Origin of the sequence: Arthrobacter sp. zg-Y844 (assembly GCF_024385465.1) — a bacterium.
In the GTDB taxonomy this organism is placed as follows: domain Bacteria; phylum Actinomycetota; class Actinomycetes; order Actinomycetales; family Micrococcaceae; genus Arthrobacter_B.
In genome coordinates this window covers 179,539-198,222 of sequence record NZ_JANFLS010000004.1, presented here as the reverse complement: position 1 = coordinate 198,222, position 18,684 = coordinate 179,539, and the positions used below count along the sequence as shown (strand labels likewise).

Genomic DNA, 18,684 nt, shown 5'->3' with positions numbered 1-18,684 from the left:
TGGGTTTCTTCCTGTCGGTTACCTACCCGGCGTAGGGGTCGGCGATCCCGATGTACTGCGTGTATAGGTATTCCTCGATGCCTTCGGCACCGCCCTCGCGGCCCAGCCCGGACTGCTTGACTCCGCCAAACGGTGCGGCGGCGTTGGAAACAACTCCGGCGTTGAGTCCCAGCATGCCGGATTCCAGCTTTTCGCCGATCCGCAGTCCGCGGTTCAAATCCCGGGTGAAGACGTAGGACACCAGTCCGTATTCGGTGTTGTTGGCGAGCGCCACGGCTTCGTCCTCAGTGGAGAAGGTGACGATCGGTGCCACCGGACCGAAGATTTCCTCTTTCAGGATCCGGGCATCCGGGGCAACGTTCTGCAGGACCGTGGGGCGGTAGAAGTAGCCCGGGCCGTCCACGGGTTCCCCGCCGACCAGTGCCACTGCGCCGCCGTCGACCGCTTCGCTGACGAGGGCGTGCACCTTGTCCCGCGACTTGCCGTCAATCAGCGGCCCGATCTTGGTGTCGTCTTCGGTACCCCGGCCGGTAGTCATGGCGCCCACCCGTGCCGCGAACTTCTCTGCGAACTCCTGCGCCACCGTGTCCTGGACGATGAAGCGGTTCGCCGCCGTGCAGGCCTCGCCCATGTTCCGCAGCTTTGCGGTCATGGCACCTTCCACGGCCTTGTCCAGGTCTGCGTCCTCGAAAACAATGAAGGGGGCGTTTCCGCCGAGCTCCATGGAGGTGCGCAGGACGTTCTCGGCTGCGTCCCGGATCAGGCCCTGGCCTACGGGTGTGGATCCGGTGAAGGAAACCTTCCGCAGACGGGAATCCTTGAGGATGGGGCCGGTGACGTCGCCGGCGGAAGTGGTGGAGACAACGTTCAGCACGCCGGCAGGCAGCCCGGCTTCCATCATGACGGCCGCGAAAAGCTGGGAGGTCAGGGGCGTCAGCTTGGCGGGCTTGAGCACCATGGTGCAGCCGGCCGCCACGGCGGGGGCGATCTTGCGGGTGGCCATGGCCAGCGGGAAGTTCCAGGGGGTGATCAGCAGGCACGGCCCCACCGGCTTCTTGTTCACCAGCAGCCGGGACTTACCGTCGGGAGCGGTGCTGTAGCGTCCGGAAACCCGGACGGCTTCCTCGGAGAACCAGCGCAGGAACTCCGCGCCGTACACTACCTCGCCGCGGGCTTCCGCCAGCGGCTTGCCCATTTCCAGCGTCATCAGCAGGGCAAAGTCCTCGGCGCGTTCCGTCACCAGTTCAAAGGCGCGGCGCAGGATTTCCCCGCGTTCGCGGGGTGCCGTCCGTGCCCAGGCATCCTGGGCGGCTGCGGCGGCGTCCATGGCCAGCGCACCGTCTTCCGTGGAGGCATCGGCAATGCTCATCAGCACCTTGCCGGTGGCGGGATCTTCGACGTCGAACGTGCGGCCGCCGGACGCCTCCCGCCACTGGCCGTCAATCAACAGGCCGGTGGGGACCTGCGCCAGGAGTTCGGCTTCACGGTCTGCGGGAATGCCCATAGGGAATGCCTCCAAAATCATCGGATCCACCGCGGGCGGCGTGCCCGTGGTCTCACTAAACCGTAGGCTTCGGCGGCACTGCCTGTAAATGCGGGTATGCACTACCCTCCGGAGGAGCTACTGTGCATCTGCCCATCCCCAGGCATAGGTCGGAGCGCTTAGCTGCGCGCTTCCAGCACCGCCGAATACAGTTCGCGCTTGCTGATCCGGGCATCCTCGGCCACGGCGGCGACGGCGTCTTTAAGCCGGATGCCCTGCTCCACCAGGGAATTGACGGCGGCCACGTGGTCCGCCGCCTGTTCCGGGGCGGCGTCCGGTGCGCCTTCGACCACCACGGCGATTTCCCCGCGCACGTCCCCGGCCTCCGCCCATTCCAGCAGCTCGCGCAGGGGCCCGCGCAGCACCTGTTCATGCAGCTTGGTGAGCTCGCGGGCGACGGCGGCGCGGCGGTCCCCGCCAAAGGCGGCGTCCAGGGCACGCAGCATGGGTTCGAGGCGGTGCGGAGCCTCGAAGAACACCATGGTCCGCTGCTCGCCGGCCAGCTTCGCGAGCCGGCTGCTGCGTTCCCCGGGCTTCCGGGGAAGGAAGCCTTCGAAGCAGAAGCGGTCCGTCGGCAGGCCGGAAAGGGCCAGTGCGGTCAACACCGCTGAGGGTCCGGGGGCGGCGGTGACGGTCAGTCCTTCGGCGGCCGCAGCCTCCACCAGGCGGAAGCCCGGATCGGATACGGCGGGCATGCCGGCATCGGTCACCATCAGGAGGGTGGCGCCGCCGCGGACCATCTCCAGCAGATCGGCAGTGCGGGAAGCTTCGTTGTGCTCGTGGTAACTGATGATCCGGCCCCGCGTGGTGATGCCGAGGGCGCTTACCAGCCGGTGCAGGCGCCGGGTGTCCTCCGCGGCAATGATGTCGGCGCTTTCCAGCAATCCGATCAGCCGGTTGGTTGCATCACCCATGTTGCCGATGGGGGTTGCCGCCAGGACAATCTGCCCCGGCCCTGCGGCGTCGTTGTTCGCGGTGCCTGCCATGGTGCCTGTCCTGGTGCCTGTCATGCTGCCTGTTACCTTGCTCGAGTCCACCCTCTAACCCTACGCGACAGGCTATAGAGTGGTGCGCGTGAGTCTCTCCGGTACCTCGACGACGCACCGCGAGGCACCGGCCGCGGTCGAGTCCCCACAGCATGCGTTCACCTTCGAAGCCCTGCGGAACCGCCTGCTGGGCAGCAGCCTCATGCCCCTGGGGGCGGCCGGCTGGATCCTGCCGCTGATGATGGCGGTACTGGGCGGTGTGCTGCGCTTCACCCGCCTGGGTGAGCCCGGCGCCCTGGTGTTTGACGAGACCTACTACGTCAAGGACGCCTACTCGCTGCTGCAGTCCGGCTATGAACGTGCCTGGCCCGAGGATGCAAACGAGTCCTTTGCTGCGGGCCGGCCCCAGGTCCTGCTCGATGAGCCCGAATATGTGGTGCATCCGCCTGTCGGCAAATGGATGATCGCTTTCGGCATGGCACTTTTCGGATCGGATAATTCCTTCGGCTGGCGCTTCGGCGCCGCGCTTACCGGCGCCCTTACGGTCCTGCTCCTGGGGCTCATCGCCGCACGGTTGTTCTCCTCGGCGACTCTCGGCGCCCTGGCCGGGTTGTTCCTGGCCGTGGACGGGCACCATCTGGTCCATTCCCGCACCTCCCTGTTGGATGTCTTCCTGACGTTCTGGGTGGTGGCCGCGTTCGGCGCGCTCCTGTTGGACCGACGGGACGGCCGGCTGCGGCTGGCACATGCCCTCTCCCGAACGGCCGGCGCCGGTGCCCCGGACCGCGCAGACCCCGGCGGTGCACTGCTGTACGGGCCGTGGCTGCTCTGGCGCCCCTGGCGGATCGTCGCCGGCGTCTGCCTCGGCCTGGCTGTGGGCACCAAGTGGTCAGCCCTGGCCTTCGTTGCCGTCTTCGGCCTGATGACTGTCCTTTGGGATGTCAGTGCCCGGCGGGTTGCGGGCATCCGCCAGTGGGAAAGCGCGCTGTTCCGGGACGGCGTGCCGGCGTTCCTCACCATCATCCCGGCCGCGTTGATCACCTACGTGGCCAGCTGGAGCGGGTGGCTGTTGTCCGATGACGCGTACGACCGGCAGTGGGCCGAGGAGAACCCGGACGAAGGCTGGAGCTGGCTTCCTGCTTCGCTGCGTTCACTGGCCGAGTACCACCGCAGTGCCTATGCCTTCCACAACGGACTCAGTTCGGAGCACAGCTACTCCTCCACCGCCTGGACCTGGCTGTTCATGGGCCGCCCCACGTCATTCTTCTACGAGTCCTCTGCGCAAGGAGAAACCGGCTGCGCCGCGGAGAGCTGCTCCACTGCGGTCACCTCCGTCGGCAATCCCCTGATCTGGTGGGCTGCCGCCCTGTCGCTGCTGGTGGTGCTCTTCTATTGGGCCGGCCGGCGGGACTGGCGGGCCGGTGCGGTCCTGTCCGGAGTGGCGGCTGGATACCTTCCGTGGTTCGCCTATCCTGAACGGACAACTTTCTTCTTCTATGCGGTCTCCTTTGAACCGTTCCTCGTCCTCGCATTGGTGTACGTGCTGGGCCTGATACTCGGCCGGCCCGCGGACAGTCCGCAGCGCCGGCGGATCGGCCTCCTGCTTACCGGCTGCTTCGTCGCGGGGGTCCTGGCGCTATCGGCATATTTCCTGCCGGTCTGGACGGCGGATACCATCCCGTATTCTGGCTGGCGGCTGCGTATGTGGATGCCCAGTTGGATTTAGTCTCATTACCCATGTGCTCAATGCACAGAAAGAGAGGGTCATAAGTGCGCGAGTCCGCCACTGACCTCCTGGTTAGCCTTCCCGAAGATTCGAATGTTACGGATCTCCTGCTCCAAATGCATCGAAAAGATCCCGCCCGCGTCCTGTACGCGGTCAAGAACGGCAGCAGCTGGGAAGACATCACCGCCGCGCAGTTCCTCGCAGAAGTTACCCGGCTGGCCAAAGGCCTGATCGGATCCGGTGTCCGTCCCGGAGACAGCGTTGCCGTCATGTCCCGGACCTCCTACGAGTGGACCGTGGCGGATATGGCCAACTGGTTCGCGGGAGCCGTGACCATCCCGATCTATGAAACCTCCTCCCCCTCCCAGGTCGAGTGGATCCTCAAGGATTCCGGTGCCCGGCACGTGTTCGTGGAGGACGCGCGCAAGGCCGACGTCGTGCTGGCCGCCGCTTCCGCCCTTGACGGAGAGTTCTCCATCTGGCTGATGAACAACGGCGACGGCGCCGACACGTTCACCGGCCTCACCGCCGCGGGAAGCAGTGTCAGCGACGACACGCTGGAAACCGCCCGCAGTACCGCGAACCTCAGCGACACCGCGTCGATGGTCTACACCTCCGGCACCACCGGCCGGCCCAAGGGCTGCGAAATCACGCACGGCAATTTCGCCCTCTTCGGCGTCAACGTCATTGAAGTCCTGCCGGAAATGCTGAAGATCCCCAACCCGACCACGCTGATGTTCCTGCCGCTGGCGCATGTGCTGGCCCGGGCGGTCCAGGTGGGCTGCCTGCACGCCGGCGTCAAGGTGGGCCATTCCCGCAGTGCGTCCGACCTGATGTCGGACCTCAAGTCCTTCTCCCCCACGTTCCTGCTGGCCGTGCCGCGGATCTTCGAAAAGATCTACACCGGCGCCCAGGCTTCGGCCGAAGCCGCCGGCAAGGGCAAGGCCTTCGAGGCTGCCGCCGCCACCGCCGTTGCCTACTCCGAGGCACAGGACTCGGCCGCCCGCGGCGGCCGCGGCCCGTCGGTGGCGCTGGCCTTGAAGCACAAGCTGTTTGATCGGCTCTTCTATCCCAAGGTGCGTGCGGTCCTTGGCGGAAATGCCGCATTCGCGATCTCCGGCGCCAGCGCGCTGAGCCCGATGCTCGCGCACTTCTTCCGCGGCTGCGGAGTCACGGTACTGGAGGGCTACGGCCTGACCGAAACCACCGCCCCGGCGAGCGTGAACCAGGCGACCCGCACGCGGGTGGGCTCGGTGGGCCTGCCCATGCCGGGCACCACCATCCGGATTGCCGACGACGGCGAGGTCCTGGTCCGCGGCGCCGTGGTCTTCAAGGGCTACCACCGCAACCCTGAAGCAACTGCGGACGCCTTCGAGGGCGAGTGGTTCAAGACCGGCGACGTGGGCGTTCTCGACGACGACGGTTTCCTGCGCATCACCGGCCGCAAGAAGGACCTGCTGGTCACGGCCGGCGGCAAGAACGTGGCTCCCGGCCCGCTGGAAGAAAAGATCCGGGAGAACCGGCTGGTCTCACAGGCCATCGTGGTGGGCGAAGGACGCCCGTTCGTTTCCGCCCTGATCACGCTGGACGAGGAGGCCCTCGCCGCCTGGAGCCGGGAGAACGGCGCCCCGGACGGTGTTGCTGCGGAGGATCCCCGGGTGCAGCAGCTGCTGCAGGAGTCAGTCGACGCCGCCAATGCAACGGTGTCCCGGGCCGAACAGATCCGCAAGTTCACCGTGCTGCCCAAGGATTTCACCTTGGAATCGGGCCATCTCACGGCCACGCTGAAGCTGCGCCGCAATGCGGTGATTGCGGATTACTCCGACGAGGTCGACAAGCTCTACGCCAAGTAGGCACACACACCGGCAGTAAAAATCCCCCGTACCGATACCGGTACGGGGGATTTTTATGCTGCGGGGCTGCCTAGAGTGCTTCGAGGGACTCTGCGTAACGGCGGCGGGCGTCTTCCCGGGCCTGCTGCACGCGTTCCCGGCGTGCCCGGGTGGGCCAGCAGCAGACCAGCACGACAACGCAGGTGAGCAGCACCAGCGCGGCAATGGTAATCCCGGCGTCCATCCAGAACTGGGCCGGGAAGAGCCGGATCAGCGTGTCATCCAGCCGGAAGGTCCAGTTCCCGTTCGAGAAGAAGACCGTGTGCAGCTGGGTGAAGAACTGTTCCCAGCCCAGAACGGCGAGGACGACCAGCGCCGCCACCAGGACCAACGTGATCACCGCACCGGAGAACAAGGACCGGCGGATGCCGCCCGGGCTGCGTCGGTGCAGATAAAGTGCGGCGAAGAGGCTCAGCACCGCCATCACCGTCGCAGCGATGAAGGCCACCGTCAGCACTGTCTTGACATCGGCCATGTGGCTGACTTCGCTGGCCAGGTACAGCGGTTCTCCGCCGTCTCCGACCAGGTCCCCCAGATACCGGGATCCGCTGAAGTTGAGCAGGTAGTCCACGGCGTAGGAACCGTAGGTCATCCGGTCATCGGTGGAGAAGCCGTAACTGTCTGCCGGGAAACCGGGCCGATGGTACTCAGCCCACAGAAACAGGGGCGTCGCGACGGCACGGATCGCCGCGGCCAGCACCATGACCGGGAAGAACACGGCAATCATGACCTGCAGGACACGGGCCAGGACGGGCTTACCCGCTGCAGCCTTCTCGCGTTCCTGTGCACGTCGCTGCGCTTCAGCCAGTGCCGCGTCGGCGTCGTCGGCGTGGTCTGCCCTGTCAGTGGCTGGCTCCGTCCCGCTCTCCGTCTCGGCAGAGTGGACGATAACCGGTGTGACGGCGGTGTTTGTAGACTCGGCAGCCACCGCCGCAGTGCCGTCCTGCACTTCGCCGTCGGCGTCCTCGGACGTTTCGGTTTCGCGCTCCGGCGTCGTTTCGGTTTCCCTTTCGGAGTCCCCGGATGCATCGGCTTCATGCCGGCCGGCGTCGTGCGCTCCGGAGGGCACGGCATGCGACCGTTCCTCGCCTGCTTCCACTGCGCCCGAAGGCGTTTGGGCGGATGTTGCCGCCATGTCCTCATCCGTGCGGTCCCGGTCCCGGTCCTCGGGGCCGGCGTCCACGGCGTCGTCGGTGGAGGAATAACCGCTCAGGTCGGGGAGGGTGCTTGCCCGGCGCATGGGAAGCTGGCTGCGCTGGGCGACCTTCGGGTGGCCGCCCGGGACGGTGCCACCGGCGCCGGCAGTTGCTGCCGCATCCGGGTTTTCGGACGCGGCCGGGCCCTCAGCCGCTTCCCGGTTCCGGAGAGCCTCAGCGTCCTCCGCGTCCTCCGGCTCTTCCGGGTCCTCGAGGTCCTCCGGCGCTTCCGGGGTCAGCTCGGCGTCCGGTCCTGCGGCGTCCGGTTCTGCGACGCCGGCGTCGCCTGCCTCATCTGCTGCAGCCTCCGCGTCGGCCTCGGCCTGCTCGGATGCGGTGAGGTTGTCGAACTCCGCGTCCCAGTCGGCGTGCTCACGGGTCCCGGCGGCTTCCGGGGCAGTAGCGGCGTGGGAGCCGGATCCGTTGGGGGCCTTCCCCTGCGGCGGCGCTGAAGCCTCGGTTCCGTTGAGCGGCTCCCCTCCGGCCGTCGATCGATGCGTGGGGGTTTCGTCCTGACTTGCCACTGCTTCCTCTTTCACTTCCCTGAACTGTTGTCCGCTGGTCTTACACTCGACCCTACCGGGACAGCAGCGGGTGGACTGCACGCCACCCCGCGGCTAGGCAGTACGCAGATACGCTCCGGCGTCGCGCGCGGACAGGTCACCTCGGTGACCGGCCCGGTAGGCCCTCCCGCCGAGGATGAGCGTGTACGCCCAGTACGCCGCAAATACTCCGAACCCGATGGCCAGGCGCAGCCAGGCCGGCAGGGGGCTGGGTGTAACGAAGCCCTCAACCAGTCCGGAGATAAACAGGACCACTACCAGGCCAAGGGCAACCGTCATCAGGGAACGCCCCTCCTGCGCCACGGCGGTCATCCGGGAACGCCGCCCGGGTGCGGCGAAGGCCCAGAAAATCCGCAGCCCGGCGGCTGAGGCAATGAAAATGGCGGTCAGTTCCATGAACCCGTGCGGCAGGATATAGGTGAAAAACACGTCCAGGCGGCCGTGTGCTGCCATCATCCCCGCGGACAGGCCCACGCTCACGGCGTTCTGGTACAGGATCCAGGGCACCCACAGTCCGGTGATGCCGAACGCGACCGCTTGGACAGCGATCCAGGCATTGTTGGTCCAGACCATGCCGGAGAAAGACGCTGCCGGATTTTCGGAGTAGTAATTGACGAAGTCCTCTTCGACATAGCGGCGGACCTCCTCGTCCGACCCTACTGCGGCCAGCACGCCCGGCGTATTGACGGCCCACAAACCGGTCAGCCAGGCCACCAGGACGAAGGCTGCACCTATCGCAACGGTCAGCCAGCGCACGCGGTAAAAGGCGGCTGGGAGGGACGAAACGAAGAAGTTCGCCAGGTCCTCCATGAAGTTGGACCGGCTGCCGGTAAACCGGGTCCGGGCGCGGGACAGGCGCATCGAGAGGGAGGCGGAAAGCGTTCCTTCCGGGGCTACCGAGCGCACGATGGAAAGATGGGTGGAGGCACGCTGGTAGAGCCGAAGCAGTTCGTCCGCTTCCGGGCCGCTTAAGCGGCGGCGCGCAGCCAGCTCGTCGAGGCGTTTCCAGTCATCGCTGTGCACGGCAGTGAAGGCATCGAGGTCCACGGTTACACCCTAACGGGTCGGTACAGTGGTCCCCATCACGTCAGGAGGGCACGAATGAGCAGCATTGTTACCGGCGAAGCGGTGGTCCTTGAGCTCCGTCCTGCCGGCTTCGCGGCGCGGATGGTCAGCGCCCTCATCGACGTCATTGCCCAGGTCCTCGTGTTTATCGTCTTGATGCTGCTGGTCGCGCAGGCCGTCGCGTCGTCGGACCCGGCCCTGGCACAGGCACTGTCGCTGAGCCTTGTGGTGCTGCTGTTCGTGTTGGTCCCGGCGGCGGTGGAAACCCTGACGCGGGGAAAGTCGCTCGGCCGGCTGGTCATGGGGCTGCGGATTGTCCGCGACGACGGCGGTTCGGTGCGGTTCCGGCACGCCTTCATCCGGGCGTTCACCGCGGTACTGGAGATCTACATGCTCGCCGGTTCGCTGGCCTTCATGGTGGCGTTGTTCAATGACAAGTCCAAGCGCCTCGGCGATCTCCTGGCCGGCACCTACGCCCTGCGGGACCGGGTGGTGGCACCGTTGCCGGAGCTGGTGGCGGCTCCCCCGGAGCTTGCCGGCTGGGCGGACCTGGCCGATATCGGCCGCCTGCCCGACGGGTTGGCGCGCCGCATCTCCCGCTTCCTGGCCCAGAGCGGGCACATGACCGGAACGGCCAGAATGGTGCTCGCATCCGAGCTTGCCTCGGAAACCACTGCGTATGTATCCCCGCAGCCGCCGCCGGGCACGCATCCGGAGGCCTACCTTCGGGCGGTCGTCGCCGAGCGCCGGAACCGCGATTACGTCCGGCTGGACCGCCAACGGCGGCAGTCCCGGGCCCTGGCCGAACGGCTGCACCGGATGCCGTTCAGCGACTGAGTCCGGGCCAATAACAAACCCCGGCAGTCAGTACCGGTAGTGCTCGGGCTTGAAGGGACCCGCCACGTCGACGCCCAGATAGTCCGCCTGGCTCTTGGTGAGTTCGGTCAGTTCGACGCCGAGGGCGGACAGGTGCAGGCGGGCCACCTTTTCGTCCAGGACCTTGGGCAGCACGTAGACCTGGTTGGCGTAGGTCCCGTCGCCGTGCCTGGTGAACAGCTCAATCTGCGCAATGGTCTGGTTCGCGAAGGAATTGCTCATCACAAAGGACGGATGCCCGGTGGCGTTGCCGAGGTTCAGCAGCCGCCCTTCGGAGAGCACAATGATGCTGCGCTGCGCATCGGTGCCTTCATCGAACACCCATTCATGGACCTGCGGCTTGATCTCGACCTTGCGGATGCCGGGCACCCGGGCGAGTCCGGCCATGTCGATCTCGTTGTCGAAGTGTCCGACGTTGCCGACGATCGCCTGGTGTTTCATGGCGGCCATGTGCCGGGCCATGATGATGTCCTTGTTCCCGGTGGTGGTGATGAAAATATCGCCCTGCGCCAGCACGGATTCCAGCTTCGCCACCTGGTAGCCGTCCATCGCCGCCTGCAGTGCGCAGATGGGGTCGATTTCCGTGACGATCACCCGGGCGCCCTGCCCGCGGAGTGCCTCCGCGGCGCCCTTGCCGACGTCGCCGTAGCCGCAGACCACGGCAACCTTGCCGCCGATAAGCGTGTCAGTGGCACGGTTCAATCCGTCCGGAAGGGAATGCCGGACGCCGTATTTGTTATCGAACTTGGACTTGGTGACGGAGTCGTTGACGTTGATGGCCGGGAACAGCAGCCTCCCCTCGGCCGCGAGCTGGTAGAGGCGCAGCACACCGGTGGTGGTTTCCTCCGTGACGCCCCGGATGCCCTTGGCGATTTCGGTCCACTTCCCCGGATGCTCCGCCAGGCTGCGCCGCAGACGGTCGAGGATCACGGTGAACTCGTAGGAGTAGTCCTCGTCGCCGTCCTGCGGGTTTTCCGGTACGAACCCCGCCGCTTCGAACTCCACGCCCTTGTGCAGCAGGAGGGTGGCGTCACCGCCGTCGTCGAGGATCATGTTCGGGCCGCCGGATCCTTCGGGCCAGCTAAGGATCTGCTCGGCGGTCCACCAGTAATCCTCGAGTGACTCGTTCTTCCACGCGAAGACGGGAACGCCTGCGGGTTCAGCCGCCGTTCCCCCGCCTACCACCACGGCAGCAGCGGCTTCGTCCTGCGTGGAAAAGATATTGCAGGACGCCCAGCGGACTTCAGCGCCCAAGGCCGTCAGCGTCTCGATCAGCACGGCGGTCTGCACCGTCATGTGCAGGGACCCGGCGATTCGGGCCCCGGCCAGCGGCTGGCTTGGACCGTACTCGCGCCGCAGCGCCATCAAGCCTGGCATCTCGTGTTCGGCCAGGCGGATCTGGTGGCGCCCGGCTTCGGCGAGGGAAAGGTCAGCTACTTTGAAGTCAATGCTCACGCTGGAATCCTTACGGGTTCGCGGCGGGTCCGGGCGGTTAGCCCTCCTGCCGAGTGGCGGCGGCCTTCAGCAGAACCGGAATGCCTTCTTCCACGCGGTACCGCACCCGTTCGCCGCTTGCGTCGGGAACGGTCGAAACGAGTTCGTCACCGTCCTGGACGAGGACGGATCCGGTGGCAGGGCAACGCAGGACGTCGAGGAGTCCGGCTGTCAGATTGGCCATTGATACAGCACTTCCTTGAAATCGGGTGCCGCGGTGGGCGGCGCATCACAGCCAAGCCTAGCGCTTGGAAGCCAGCTGCCCGGCGAAGGGCGGTGCCTAGTTCTGCTCGCGCAGCACCTTCAGGTGCGCCCGGCGGGTCCCGGGGGTCTCGGCGGGTGGCTCCAGGGCATGCTTTCCGCCGCGCTGCGACTCCGTGGCGTCCTCTTCCGTTGCCTTCGCTGCCTGTTCGCGTACGGCGTCCACCAAAGCGGAGAGTTCGTCACTGGTCGGAGTCCGGGGCTGGCCCTCCAGGTTCAGGCGGACAAGTTCCCATCCCAGCGGGGCGGTAAGCCGGGCGGAGTGGCCGGCACACAGATCGTAACAATGCGGCTCGGCGTACGTGGCCAGCGGGCCAAGCACTGCAGTGGAATCGGCGTATACGTAGGTCAGCGTAGCTACCGCCGGCTGGCGGCAGGCTGACCGGGAGCACTGGCGTAAGGATTCCACGGAGGATCACTTTACCCGCTCCCTGCGCGGTGCCGATGCAGGCGCGCCGGAACCGCGGTCCCCGGGCACGGCTGCGACGCAAGACGAGTGCACAAAAGATAAGGGGTCCCCGGGGCTGGGACCAGCGGTTAGAGTTCTTACATGTCCATGGGATCTTCATTCCGGGTGCGTCTCGAAGATGAGTCAAGTGCCGCAGCCGCTTCCTCCCCCGGTGCGCCCGCCCGGTCCTTCCGGCAACGGCGGCGCAACCGGCACGGGCGCGGCCTGCGGGGAGACGTGATCCCGCCGCATCTGGCCGGTGCCCGCACGCGCGCGGAACGTTTCGACGAGTGGGTACTCGAATCAGCGCAGCGGCTGGAACGGCTCTGGGGCGAACGGATCCAGACCTACCAGTTCGTGGTCGAGGAGATCCCCCCAGGACTTGAGGAGCTGGCGCGCTCCGGCGGACCCATTCCGCTGGGCGCCGGGACCGCCTCCGCACCAAACCGGCCGCCGGTCATCACCATCTACCGGCACGCCGTCGAAACCGCTGCCCGCTCCCTGGTGCCCGTCAGCGAGCTGGTGCATGACGTCATCGTGGAGCAGCTGGCGATACTGATGGGAATGGACCCCGAAACCGTTGATCCTGCCTACGGCCGGTTCCGCCCCCTGTAACCGAGGTCTAGTACCCCACACCCACCTGTACGCGGCTGCCGCCTACAGTGCCCCGGGGCAGGGGCACCACGCTGATCCCGGTATCTCCCCCGGTCACTATCTGTGCCCCGTAGACCGGGGCTCCGGTGGCACTGACCAGGACTGCGGCGGCGGGTCCACCGAGATCGGCCGGGTTGACCACGGTAGTAGAGGCTGCCTTGAGCTGCACCGTCTTTTCGGCCAGCAGGACACCGTCGGCTGTGACAGCAGCGAGGCGCACTTCGGACGCGCCTTCCGGTGCCGTGAAGGAGAGAGCGGAGTCCCCTGAGGCCAGCACCGCCAGGTGCTCGCTGCCCAGGCGTTCGCCGGCGGGAGCAACGGCAATATCGGTTCCCTTCTCGGCATCGGAACCCCGGCTGAAGACGGCTGAAGCGGCCACGGCGACGTCGGACGTAATATCCAGCGTGTAGGTGCCCTCGGGCAGCGTATCCAGCGGAAGGCGCGTCACTGTGCCTGCCGCTGCGTTGTAGCTTCCGCCGCCCGCCAGGACGGCTTCGCCGCCGCTGCCGAAGACGCGGACATTCACGACGGCGTCGCTGCCGCCCGGAACCGCTACCTGCAGTGACGGCGTCACCGATGCATAGCCCTCTTCCTTGGCCAGGTTGCGGGTAGCCTCCGGGTTCTGGATGCGCACGCCGCTGACCACCTGCGCCGGACCGGGTGCCGCCGTGGGCTGGATCAGCTCCACGCCGCCGGGGGTCAGGCCCCGCAGCAGGTTCTGCGAGATCACCGCTGAAACCGGTCCGCCCGAACTCCGCACCCGCACGGCCAGGGACTCCTGGTTGGCTGCCAGGCCGGCAAGGACCACTGACTTGGTTTCGCCCGGGGCTACGGCGATGCCACGGGTACCCGGCCCTTCCACCGGACCGGCAGTGCCGTAAAGCTCCAAATCGACATCGGCCGGGGTAAGGGACGGGTTGGTCAGCTGCAGCACCGCGGTGGCACCGACGTTCGTCCGTGCTCCCACCAGCCAAAGGTCGTTGGCGGGCGCCTGGCAGGTGGCCGCCGTGAGTCCGGCCAGATCGCCGTCTGCGGCGGTATAGGTCATGGTGGCTCCGGCCGTGACCTGCTGGGCATCGGTTGGCTCGGCGCTCAAAAGCGCCGCCGCAGAGACCGGCGTCTCGCGTACGACGCCGGCGGTCCGCTCTCCAGCGAGCGGTGCTTCCGTGCCGCCGCCGATGCCTTGGAGGACCGAACCGTCCGAGACTGACGACAGTTCGGCAGCCGGCAGCGGGTTGCCCGCATCAGCCAGGAGAACCGCGCTCACTACGGACTTGGCGGAGGTGGACTCCGCACTGAACTCGGCATCCGTACCGGCCGTGTTGCCGGCGAGCAGCCGCGGCGGCTGCGGGCACACACCGGTCAGGGGCCCGGCGGGGACTTCGGCATAGGGAACATCGACGGCGCCGCCTGCGGAACCGGTTCCAACAAGCGACGTCCCCGCCACCAGCGCACCGGAAGCAGTCAGGAGCAGGATCCCCGTCGTCCAGCGTCCGGCGGTCCTGGCGCCGCCGGAACCGGCCCTGCGGGCAGTGGCTCCGTCGGCCTTGGAGCCGGCCGGCGCGGACGCCGGAGGCGTTGATGAAGCCGCCTCGGGCGCCTCCCGGCGCAGCTCAGCCTCGTCCTCCGTAGAAGGAAGTTCCTGCTCCCCCGGCTTGTTGCCGGACTTGTCCCTGCTCATTGCTGGCTTCCTTCCGGGGTCCGGTCAACCCGGTGCGGGCCTGCGCCGAGGGGCACGGGCGATTCCTCTTTTGCGGCCGTCTGTGCCGAGCCGGGTGCCGGTCCGGCCGCGGGCTGCGGCTCGTTTGCCGCCGTTGGCGTCTCGGGTAATTCCCGTTTGCCGGGAAGGCGGACAGTCTGGCCGGTGGGCGTGGGAAGCGCCAGCAGCAAGGTCAGGCCGATCACCAGGATCTGCAGCGCCTCAAGCCACGGCGAGGCTGCGCTGACGTAGTCCACGCGGAGCTCTCCACCCTCGGCAGGCAGTTCAAAGGCCTGCTCCCACTGAAGATCCGCTGCGGTCAGCGGGCTGCCGTTCAGGCTGGCCTGCCATCCGGCGTCGGCACGTTCGGCGAGGACGAGCAGCCGGCCTTCCGTGCCGGCCGGGATGGAGGTGCGGATTTCTTCGGCCTGGGACGGCACCCCTGCCGCGGTGCTGCCGTCCGCATTGACGATGCGTGCCCTGGCACCAAGCCCGGACTGCGTTTCCGTACCGGCTGCGCTGAGGGGTTCGCTCACCCGCCAAAGCCACCCGGAGCCGGTTTGTCCCACCGCGGACAAGCCGGGTACGGAGTCCATCCGCCCGGCCAGCAACTCGGCGGCCGTATCGGACTCCTGCAGCACCACGAAGGCGACGCCGAGACGGGCGAGGTCTGCCCGCGGGTCAACTCCGCTGCCCGCAGTGATCGCGGCCACCGCCCGGCGCAGGTCGGCAGTCGCCGGATCGTCGTCCGCCAGCGTTTCGCTGCCGACGCCGCCATTTACCCCGCGGGCAGCGTAAATGGTCGAAAGCTGCTCGAGGGTTGTCCCGCCGCCCCGCATGAGCGCGGCTGAGACATTGCCCTCCGCGTCGGCATGAAGGACGAGGCTGCGTGACTGGGTGGTGTCATGGCCGGCATCGGCTGCCGTGGCGGGCAGGCTGCGGGCTTCCGCACCCTGGACCTCCAGGTTGGTTCCCGGCAGGATCGCTGCGGCGGCCACGTCCGGGCTCTGGGTTCCGGGGAAACCGCTGCCAGTGAACTGCGGGATGACCCAGAGGCCAAGGCTGGCGGCCGGACCGGCCGCCAGTACTGTTCCAAGCACCACGGCCAGGACGCGGTTGCTGCGCGCAACCGTACGGCGCCGTGCACCGGACAGGAGATCGCCGGCAAAGACCAGCGCCGGGCAGAGAAGCAACAACGTGCAGGCGGAGACGAGCGGGCCGGTGAACGCCGTCACCACGGCATCCGGCGCGGCAGCGGTTCCCAGGTACGATGCTGCGGCGTTGAGTGCCAGGGCCGTCAGGACCAGCAGCCAGCTCAACCTCGCCAGCGGCGCGGACCGGGTGCGGAAAAGGGCAAGGGCCGCCAGGAACACAACCGGAGCGCCGACCACCAGGGCCAGGACCAGGTTCCAGGGACCGGCCGGAAGCAGGCCCGCCAAGGTGCCGTTGATGTCGAAGGCCAGTGGATAGCCGAGCAGTTGCTGCCAAGCCTCGGAGCGGGTGAAGGCAAGCGGCAGGCCTGGATCCGCCAGCACGGCGCGGAGGTTGGGCACCGCCGAGAGGACCTGCGGGAGCAGGAGGACGGCGCCGGGCAGCAGGGACCACCACAGGGTCCTTGCTCGGCGCCGCAGTCCCAGCGTCAGGAGGAGGACGGCGGCGGCAGCCAGCACGAACACCAGCGGCGCGGCAGCAGTGACGGCGGCCAGCAGAAGGCCTGCGCTAGCGGCTGCGGTCCAGGATGCGGCTCCGGCGGGTACCGGTGTTCCGGCGGCCGCGGTCCCAGGTGCTGCGGTCCCGGGTGCTGCACCCGAGCCAACGGCGCGGGCAACCGCCAGCACCGTCAGGGGAAGCAGCAGATGGACAACCAGGGCGCCGAGCCGGCCGCTGCCCAGGGCCACTTGGAACGCGGGAACCGCTGCCCAGAACATGGCTGCCCAGAAGCGCAGCCCGCGATGGCTGGTAAAGGCTCCGGCGGCGAACCAGGCGCTCAGCCCGGCCAGCGGGAGCGCCAGCAGCAGCAGGATCAGCAGGGCGGCATTGCCGTTGCCGAATCCGGCGATCGCCAGCAGTGTGAGGACAAAGTTGAAGGGGTCGCCATGGGCCCGGGCTCCGGAGCCCAGCTGCGCCCACCAACCGGTAGCGGCGGCCCAGATTTCACCCACGCCCGGACCCAGGGGCACCAGCGCACCTCCGGCCGCGGCCGAGGCGCCGAAGAGCCGGTGCAGCCCGGCCAGGGACAACCCTGCCAGCAACAGCACAGCAGCCAGGGCGCCAAGCCCCACCCAGGTGCGCCCGGGACCTTCCAAGGCGGCGAAATCGTTATTGGTGTCCCCGCTGGGGACGTATTCCGCGCTGCCTGTTTCGGCAGTTTCCGGCGAATCGGCCCGGTACATTGTCCGCCGGTGCTCCCGGACCTCCCTGCTGCCGCTGCGCAGTGCGTTAACCGCGTTACGCGGGCGCCGCCGGGTCACCGCTGCCCGCCGTCGGGAGCGGTACAGATCGACCGGGCGCAGGACAGCCGCGGCGCTGGTGAGCAGCGAGGACACCGCATATCCCGGGTCCTTGGCCACCATGCCGAGGAAGAAGCGGCCAATGCCGCCCAGGACCGCACCTACTGCAAGGAACGGCACCTGCCACAAGGGTGCGTGCTTGAGCCGGAGGAAGATCTCCGCCCGTCGGGCGGCGGATGCGGAGGCCGCGGGGTTGGGACGGTTTCCCGCATGGCGCATCCGTGCGGAAGGCACCACCACCACCCGGTTTCCGGCCAGCCGGTTCCGCCAGCAGAGGTCAATGTCGTCTCCGCTTCCGGGCAATGCAGGGTCGAATCCCCCCAGCAGGTCCCAGGCGTCGCGGCGGATCAGCATGCCGGCGGAGTTCACGGCAAAGATGTCGCTGCGGGAGTCGTACTGCCCCTGGTCGAGCTCATCGGCGTCGATAAGCGTGAGCCTTTCGGCCCACCGGTTGATGCTGACCCCCACGTCCACCAGGCGTCGGTCGTTATCCCATTCCACCTGCTTCGCACCGGCAATGGTTACGGAAGGAGCGCGCTCAACGGCTAGAAGCAGTTCCTGCAGTGCCCCTGGATCCGGAGCCGAGTCGTCATGCAGCAGCCAGATCCATTCCTGCACGCTGCCGGCGCCGTCCTCGGTGCCGCTGCCGGAAGCGGAACCGCTGCCGGTGACGCGCAGGTTGTCCGGGAGTTCGGCCAGGCCCGCCTTCACCGCGGCTCCGAAGCCGCTCCGCGCCGGAACTCCGATGACCGGGCTGCCGACCGGGAGTCCCAGCTGCAGCAATGACGCGCTGGCGTCCGTGGAACCGGCGTCAACGCCAATATAGAAGTCCGCGGGCCGGGTTTGAGCCGTCAGCGCGGAGAGTGTATCGGGTAGATAAGAGGCGCCGTTATGGGCTACAACAACAGCGCAGACATGGACTTGCGAATGAATTAGACTGCCTGCTTCCGAAGCCGACGACGTTCGCGCTCGGACAGGCCGCCCCAGATTCCGAACCTCTCGTCATTGGCCAGTGCATATTCGAGGCATTGCGAACGCACGTTGCAGGCGGCGCAGACCTTTTTGGCGTCCCTCGTCGAGCCGCCCTTTTCCGGAAAGAACGCCTCGGGATCGGTCTGCGCGCAGAGGGCATCCGCCTGCCAGCCCAACTCGCCTTCGTCGGCGTAGTCCTGGCCCAGGCCGGGCAATCCGATCCAGACGGGCCGGCTATCGGACTCCGGCGGAGCCTGGAACAACGTAACGGGCGGGTCCAGGACGAGCTCCTCGTCGGCAGGAGCATCCGCCAGTGCCTCATGCGCCGCGAGGAAGGCAGTGGCCTGGTCCTCGAGGGTGCCGGCGGTTTCCCTGCGGTAGCGCTCGGCAGCAGCCGGATCTGCAGGATCCACGTACCAGTCGACGGGGACACCCCTTGAGCCGTAGCTGGCCGAAGCCTGCCCGGCAATGACCGTGTTGTCCTGCGTTTCTTCTGCTTGCCCCATGGAGTCCTCCCGGTGTTGCTGCTCCAGCGGCGGCTGTGTGGTCGACCCGGCGGGGCCTGGGCCCTGCGGGTCCTCCCATGTGGCTGGAACAAATCCGATACCTAATTACACGCGTGTAATACGGCTCCGTCAAGCTGTTCAGGCATCCTATAGAGTTCAATCAGCGGATGCCGGGAACGCCACGCCCGGGATTTCGCACATAAGCCCGGCGCGTCGCACTTTTCCCGGTCGGGGAACCGCGAATAGCGCGTTCCATGTTTATTACGCGTCGCCATTCGCCGTACGCCGATGCC

The 18,684-nt window shown here is 67.4% G+C and carries 14 protein-coding genes; 4 read left to right on the top strand and 10 right to left on the bottom strand.

The window, feature by feature from the left end:
• Positions 1-22: 22 nt before the first annotated feature.
• Positions 23-1,504 (bottom strand): NAD-dependent succinate-semialdehyde dehydrogenase, encoded by a 1,482-nt coding sequence (locus tag NNX35_RS13390; RefSeq protein WP_255767007.1) that lies wholly within the window; start codon positions 1,502-1,504, stop codon positions 23-25.
• Positions 1,505-1,662: 158 nt separating this feature from the next.
• On the bottom strand, positions 1,663-2,553 hold the full coding sequence (gene rsmI, locus NNX35_RS13385; RefSeq protein ID WP_255868024.1) for a 16S rRNA (cytidine(1402)-2'-O)-methyltransferase: 891 nt from the start codon (positions 2,551-2,553) through the stop codon (positions 1,663-1,665).
• Between the two features lie 178 nt (positions 2,554-2,731).
• Between rsmI and NNX35_RS13380 the strand changes: the two genes are divergently transcribed.
• Together NNX35_RS13380 and NNX35_RS13375 are read left to right on the top strand one after the other, a co-directional pair.
• Positions 2,732-4,255: a dolichyl-phosphate-mannose--protein mannosyltransferase gene (locus NNX35_RS13380; protein WP_255868154.1), complete on the top strand. Its 1,524-nt coding sequence runs from the start codon at positions 2,732-2,734 to the stop codon at positions 4,253-4,255.
• A 44-nt stretch (positions 4,256-4,299) separates the two neighbouring features.
• Positions 4,300-6,108, top strand: a complete 1,809-nt coding sequence (locus NNX35_RS13375) for an AMP-dependent synthetase/ligase (RefSeq protein ID WP_255868023.1) — start codon at positions 4,300-4,302, stop codon at positions 6,106-6,108.
• 70 nt (positions 6,109-6,178) lie between these two features.
• Here the strand turns inward: NNX35_RS13375 and NNX35_RS16220 are convergent, their stop codons facing one another.
• Together NNX35_RS16220 and NNX35_RS13365 are read right to left on the bottom strand one after the other, a co-directional pair.
• Positions 6,179-7,867, bottom strand: coding sequence for a TIGR01906 family membrane protein (locus tag NNX35_RS16220; protein ID WP_370647064.1), 1,689 nt, complete (start codon positions 7,865-7,867; stop codon positions 6,179-6,181).
• A 93-nt stretch (positions 7,868-7,960) separates the two neighbouring features.
• On the bottom strand, positions 7,961-8,953 hold the full coding sequence (locus tag NNX35_RS13365) for a stage II sporulation protein M (RefSeq protein ID WP_255863449.1): 993 nt from the start codon (positions 8,951-8,953) through the stop codon (positions 7,961-7,963).
• A 54-nt stretch (positions 8,954-9,007) separates the two neighbouring features.
• On the opposite strand from NNX35_RS13365, the gene NNX35_RS13360 reads away from it, so the two are divergent.
• The gene (locus NNX35_RS13360) at positions 9,008-9,808 is read left to right on the top strand and encodes an RDD family protein (RefSeq protein ID WP_255868022.1); all 801 of its coding nucleotides are present in this window, start codon (positions 9,008-9,010) and stop codon (positions 9,806-9,808) included.
• 27 nt (positions 9,809-9,835) lie between these two features.
• Here the strand turns inward: NNX35_RS13360 and ahcY are convergent, their stop codons facing one another.
• The 3 genes from ahcY to NNX35_RS13345 form a co-directional block, all read right to left on the bottom strand.
• Positions 9,836-11,302 (bottom strand): adenosylhomocysteinase, encoded by a 1,467-nt coding sequence (gene ahcY / locus NNX35_RS13355; RefSeq protein ID WP_255868020.1) that lies wholly within the window; start codon positions 11,300-11,302, stop codon positions 9,836-9,838.
• Positions 11,303-11,339: 37 nt separating this feature from the next.
• Positions 11,340-11,525, bottom strand: a complete 186-nt coding sequence (locus NNX35_RS13350; RefSeq protein ID WP_255767001.1) for a Trm112 family protein — start codon at positions 11,523-11,525, stop codon at positions 11,340-11,342.
• A gap of 96 nt (positions 11,526-11,621) precedes the next feature.
• Positions 11,622-12,011: a DUF3499 domain-containing protein gene (locus NNX35_RS13345; protein WP_255863452.1), complete on the bottom strand. Its 390-nt coding sequence runs from the start codon at positions 12,009-12,011 to the stop codon at positions 11,622-11,624.
• Positions 12,012-12,152: 141 nt separating this feature from the next.
• Between NNX35_RS13345 and NNX35_RS13340 the strand changes: the two genes are divergently transcribed.
• Positions 12,153-12,665: a metallopeptidase family protein gene (locus tag NNX35_RS13340; protein WP_255863453.1), complete on the top strand. Its 513-nt coding sequence runs from the start codon at positions 12,153-12,155 to the stop codon at positions 12,663-12,665.
• A 7-nt stretch (positions 12,666-12,672) separates the two neighbouring features.
• On the opposite strand, the gene NNX35_RS13335 is transcribed toward NNX35_RS13340, so the two are convergent.
• The 3 genes from NNX35_RS13335 to NNX35_RS13325 are packed head-to-tail and all read right to left on the bottom strand — an operon-like array spanning position 12,673 to position 18,391.
• On the bottom strand, positions 12,673-14,385 hold the full coding sequence (locus tag NNX35_RS13335; RefSeq protein ID WP_255868019.1) for a DUF5719 family protein: 1,713 nt from the start codon (positions 14,383-14,385) through the stop codon (positions 12,673-12,675).
• Positions 14,382-17,846 (bottom strand): glycosyltransferase family 2 protein, encoded by a 3,465-nt coding sequence (locus NNX35_RS13330; RefSeq protein WP_255868153.1) that lies wholly within the window; start codon positions 17,844-17,846, stop codon positions 14,382-14,384. The genes NNX35_RS13335 and NNX35_RS13330 overlap by 4 nt, the downstream gene beginning before the upstream one ends.
• On the bottom strand, positions 17,846-18,391 hold the full coding sequence (locus NNX35_RS13325) for a WhiB family transcriptional regulator (protein WP_255766996.1): 546 nt from the start codon (positions 18,389-18,391) through the stop codon (positions 17,846-17,848). The genes NNX35_RS13330 and NNX35_RS13325 overlap by 1 nt, the downstream gene beginning before the upstream one ends.
• Positions 18,392-18,684 lie beyond the last annotated feature (293 nt).

Excerpts from the sequence above, each read along its gene's own strand:
- NNX35_RS13340 (WP_255863453.1), top strand. The coding sequence starts at position 12,153 with ATGTCCATGGGATCTTCATTCCGGGTGCGTCTCGAAGATGAGTCAAGT.
- NNX35_RS13360 (WP_255868022.1), top strand. The coding sequence starts at position 9,008 with ATGAGCAGCATTGTTACCGGCGAAGCGGTGGTCCTTGAGCTCCGTCCT.
- NNX35_RS13350 (WP_255767001.1), bottom strand. The coding sequence starts at position 11,525 with ATGGCCAATCTGACAGCCGGACTCCTCGACGTCCTGCGTTGCCCTGCC.
- NNX35_RS13325 (WP_255766996.1), bottom strand. The coding sequence starts at position 18,391 with ATGGGGCAAGCAGAAGAAACGCAGGACAACACGGTCATTGCCGGGCAG.
- NNX35_RS13390 (WP_255767007.1), bottom strand. The coding sequence starts at position 1,504 with ATGGGCATTCCCGCAGACCGTGAAGCCGAACTCCTGGCGCAGGTCCCC.
- NNX35_RS13335 (WP_255868019.1), bottom strand. The coding sequence starts at position 14,385 with ATGAGCAGGGACAAGTCCGGCAACAAGCCGGGGGAGCAGGAACTTCCT.
- NNX35_RS13380 (WP_255868154.1), top strand. The coding sequence starts at position 2,732 with ATGCCCCTGGGGGCGGCCGGCTGGATCCTGCCGCTGATGATGGCGGTA.
- rsmI (WP_255868024.1), bottom strand. The coding sequence starts at position 2,553 with ATGACAGGCACCAGGACAGGCACCATGGCAGGCACCGCGAACAACGAC.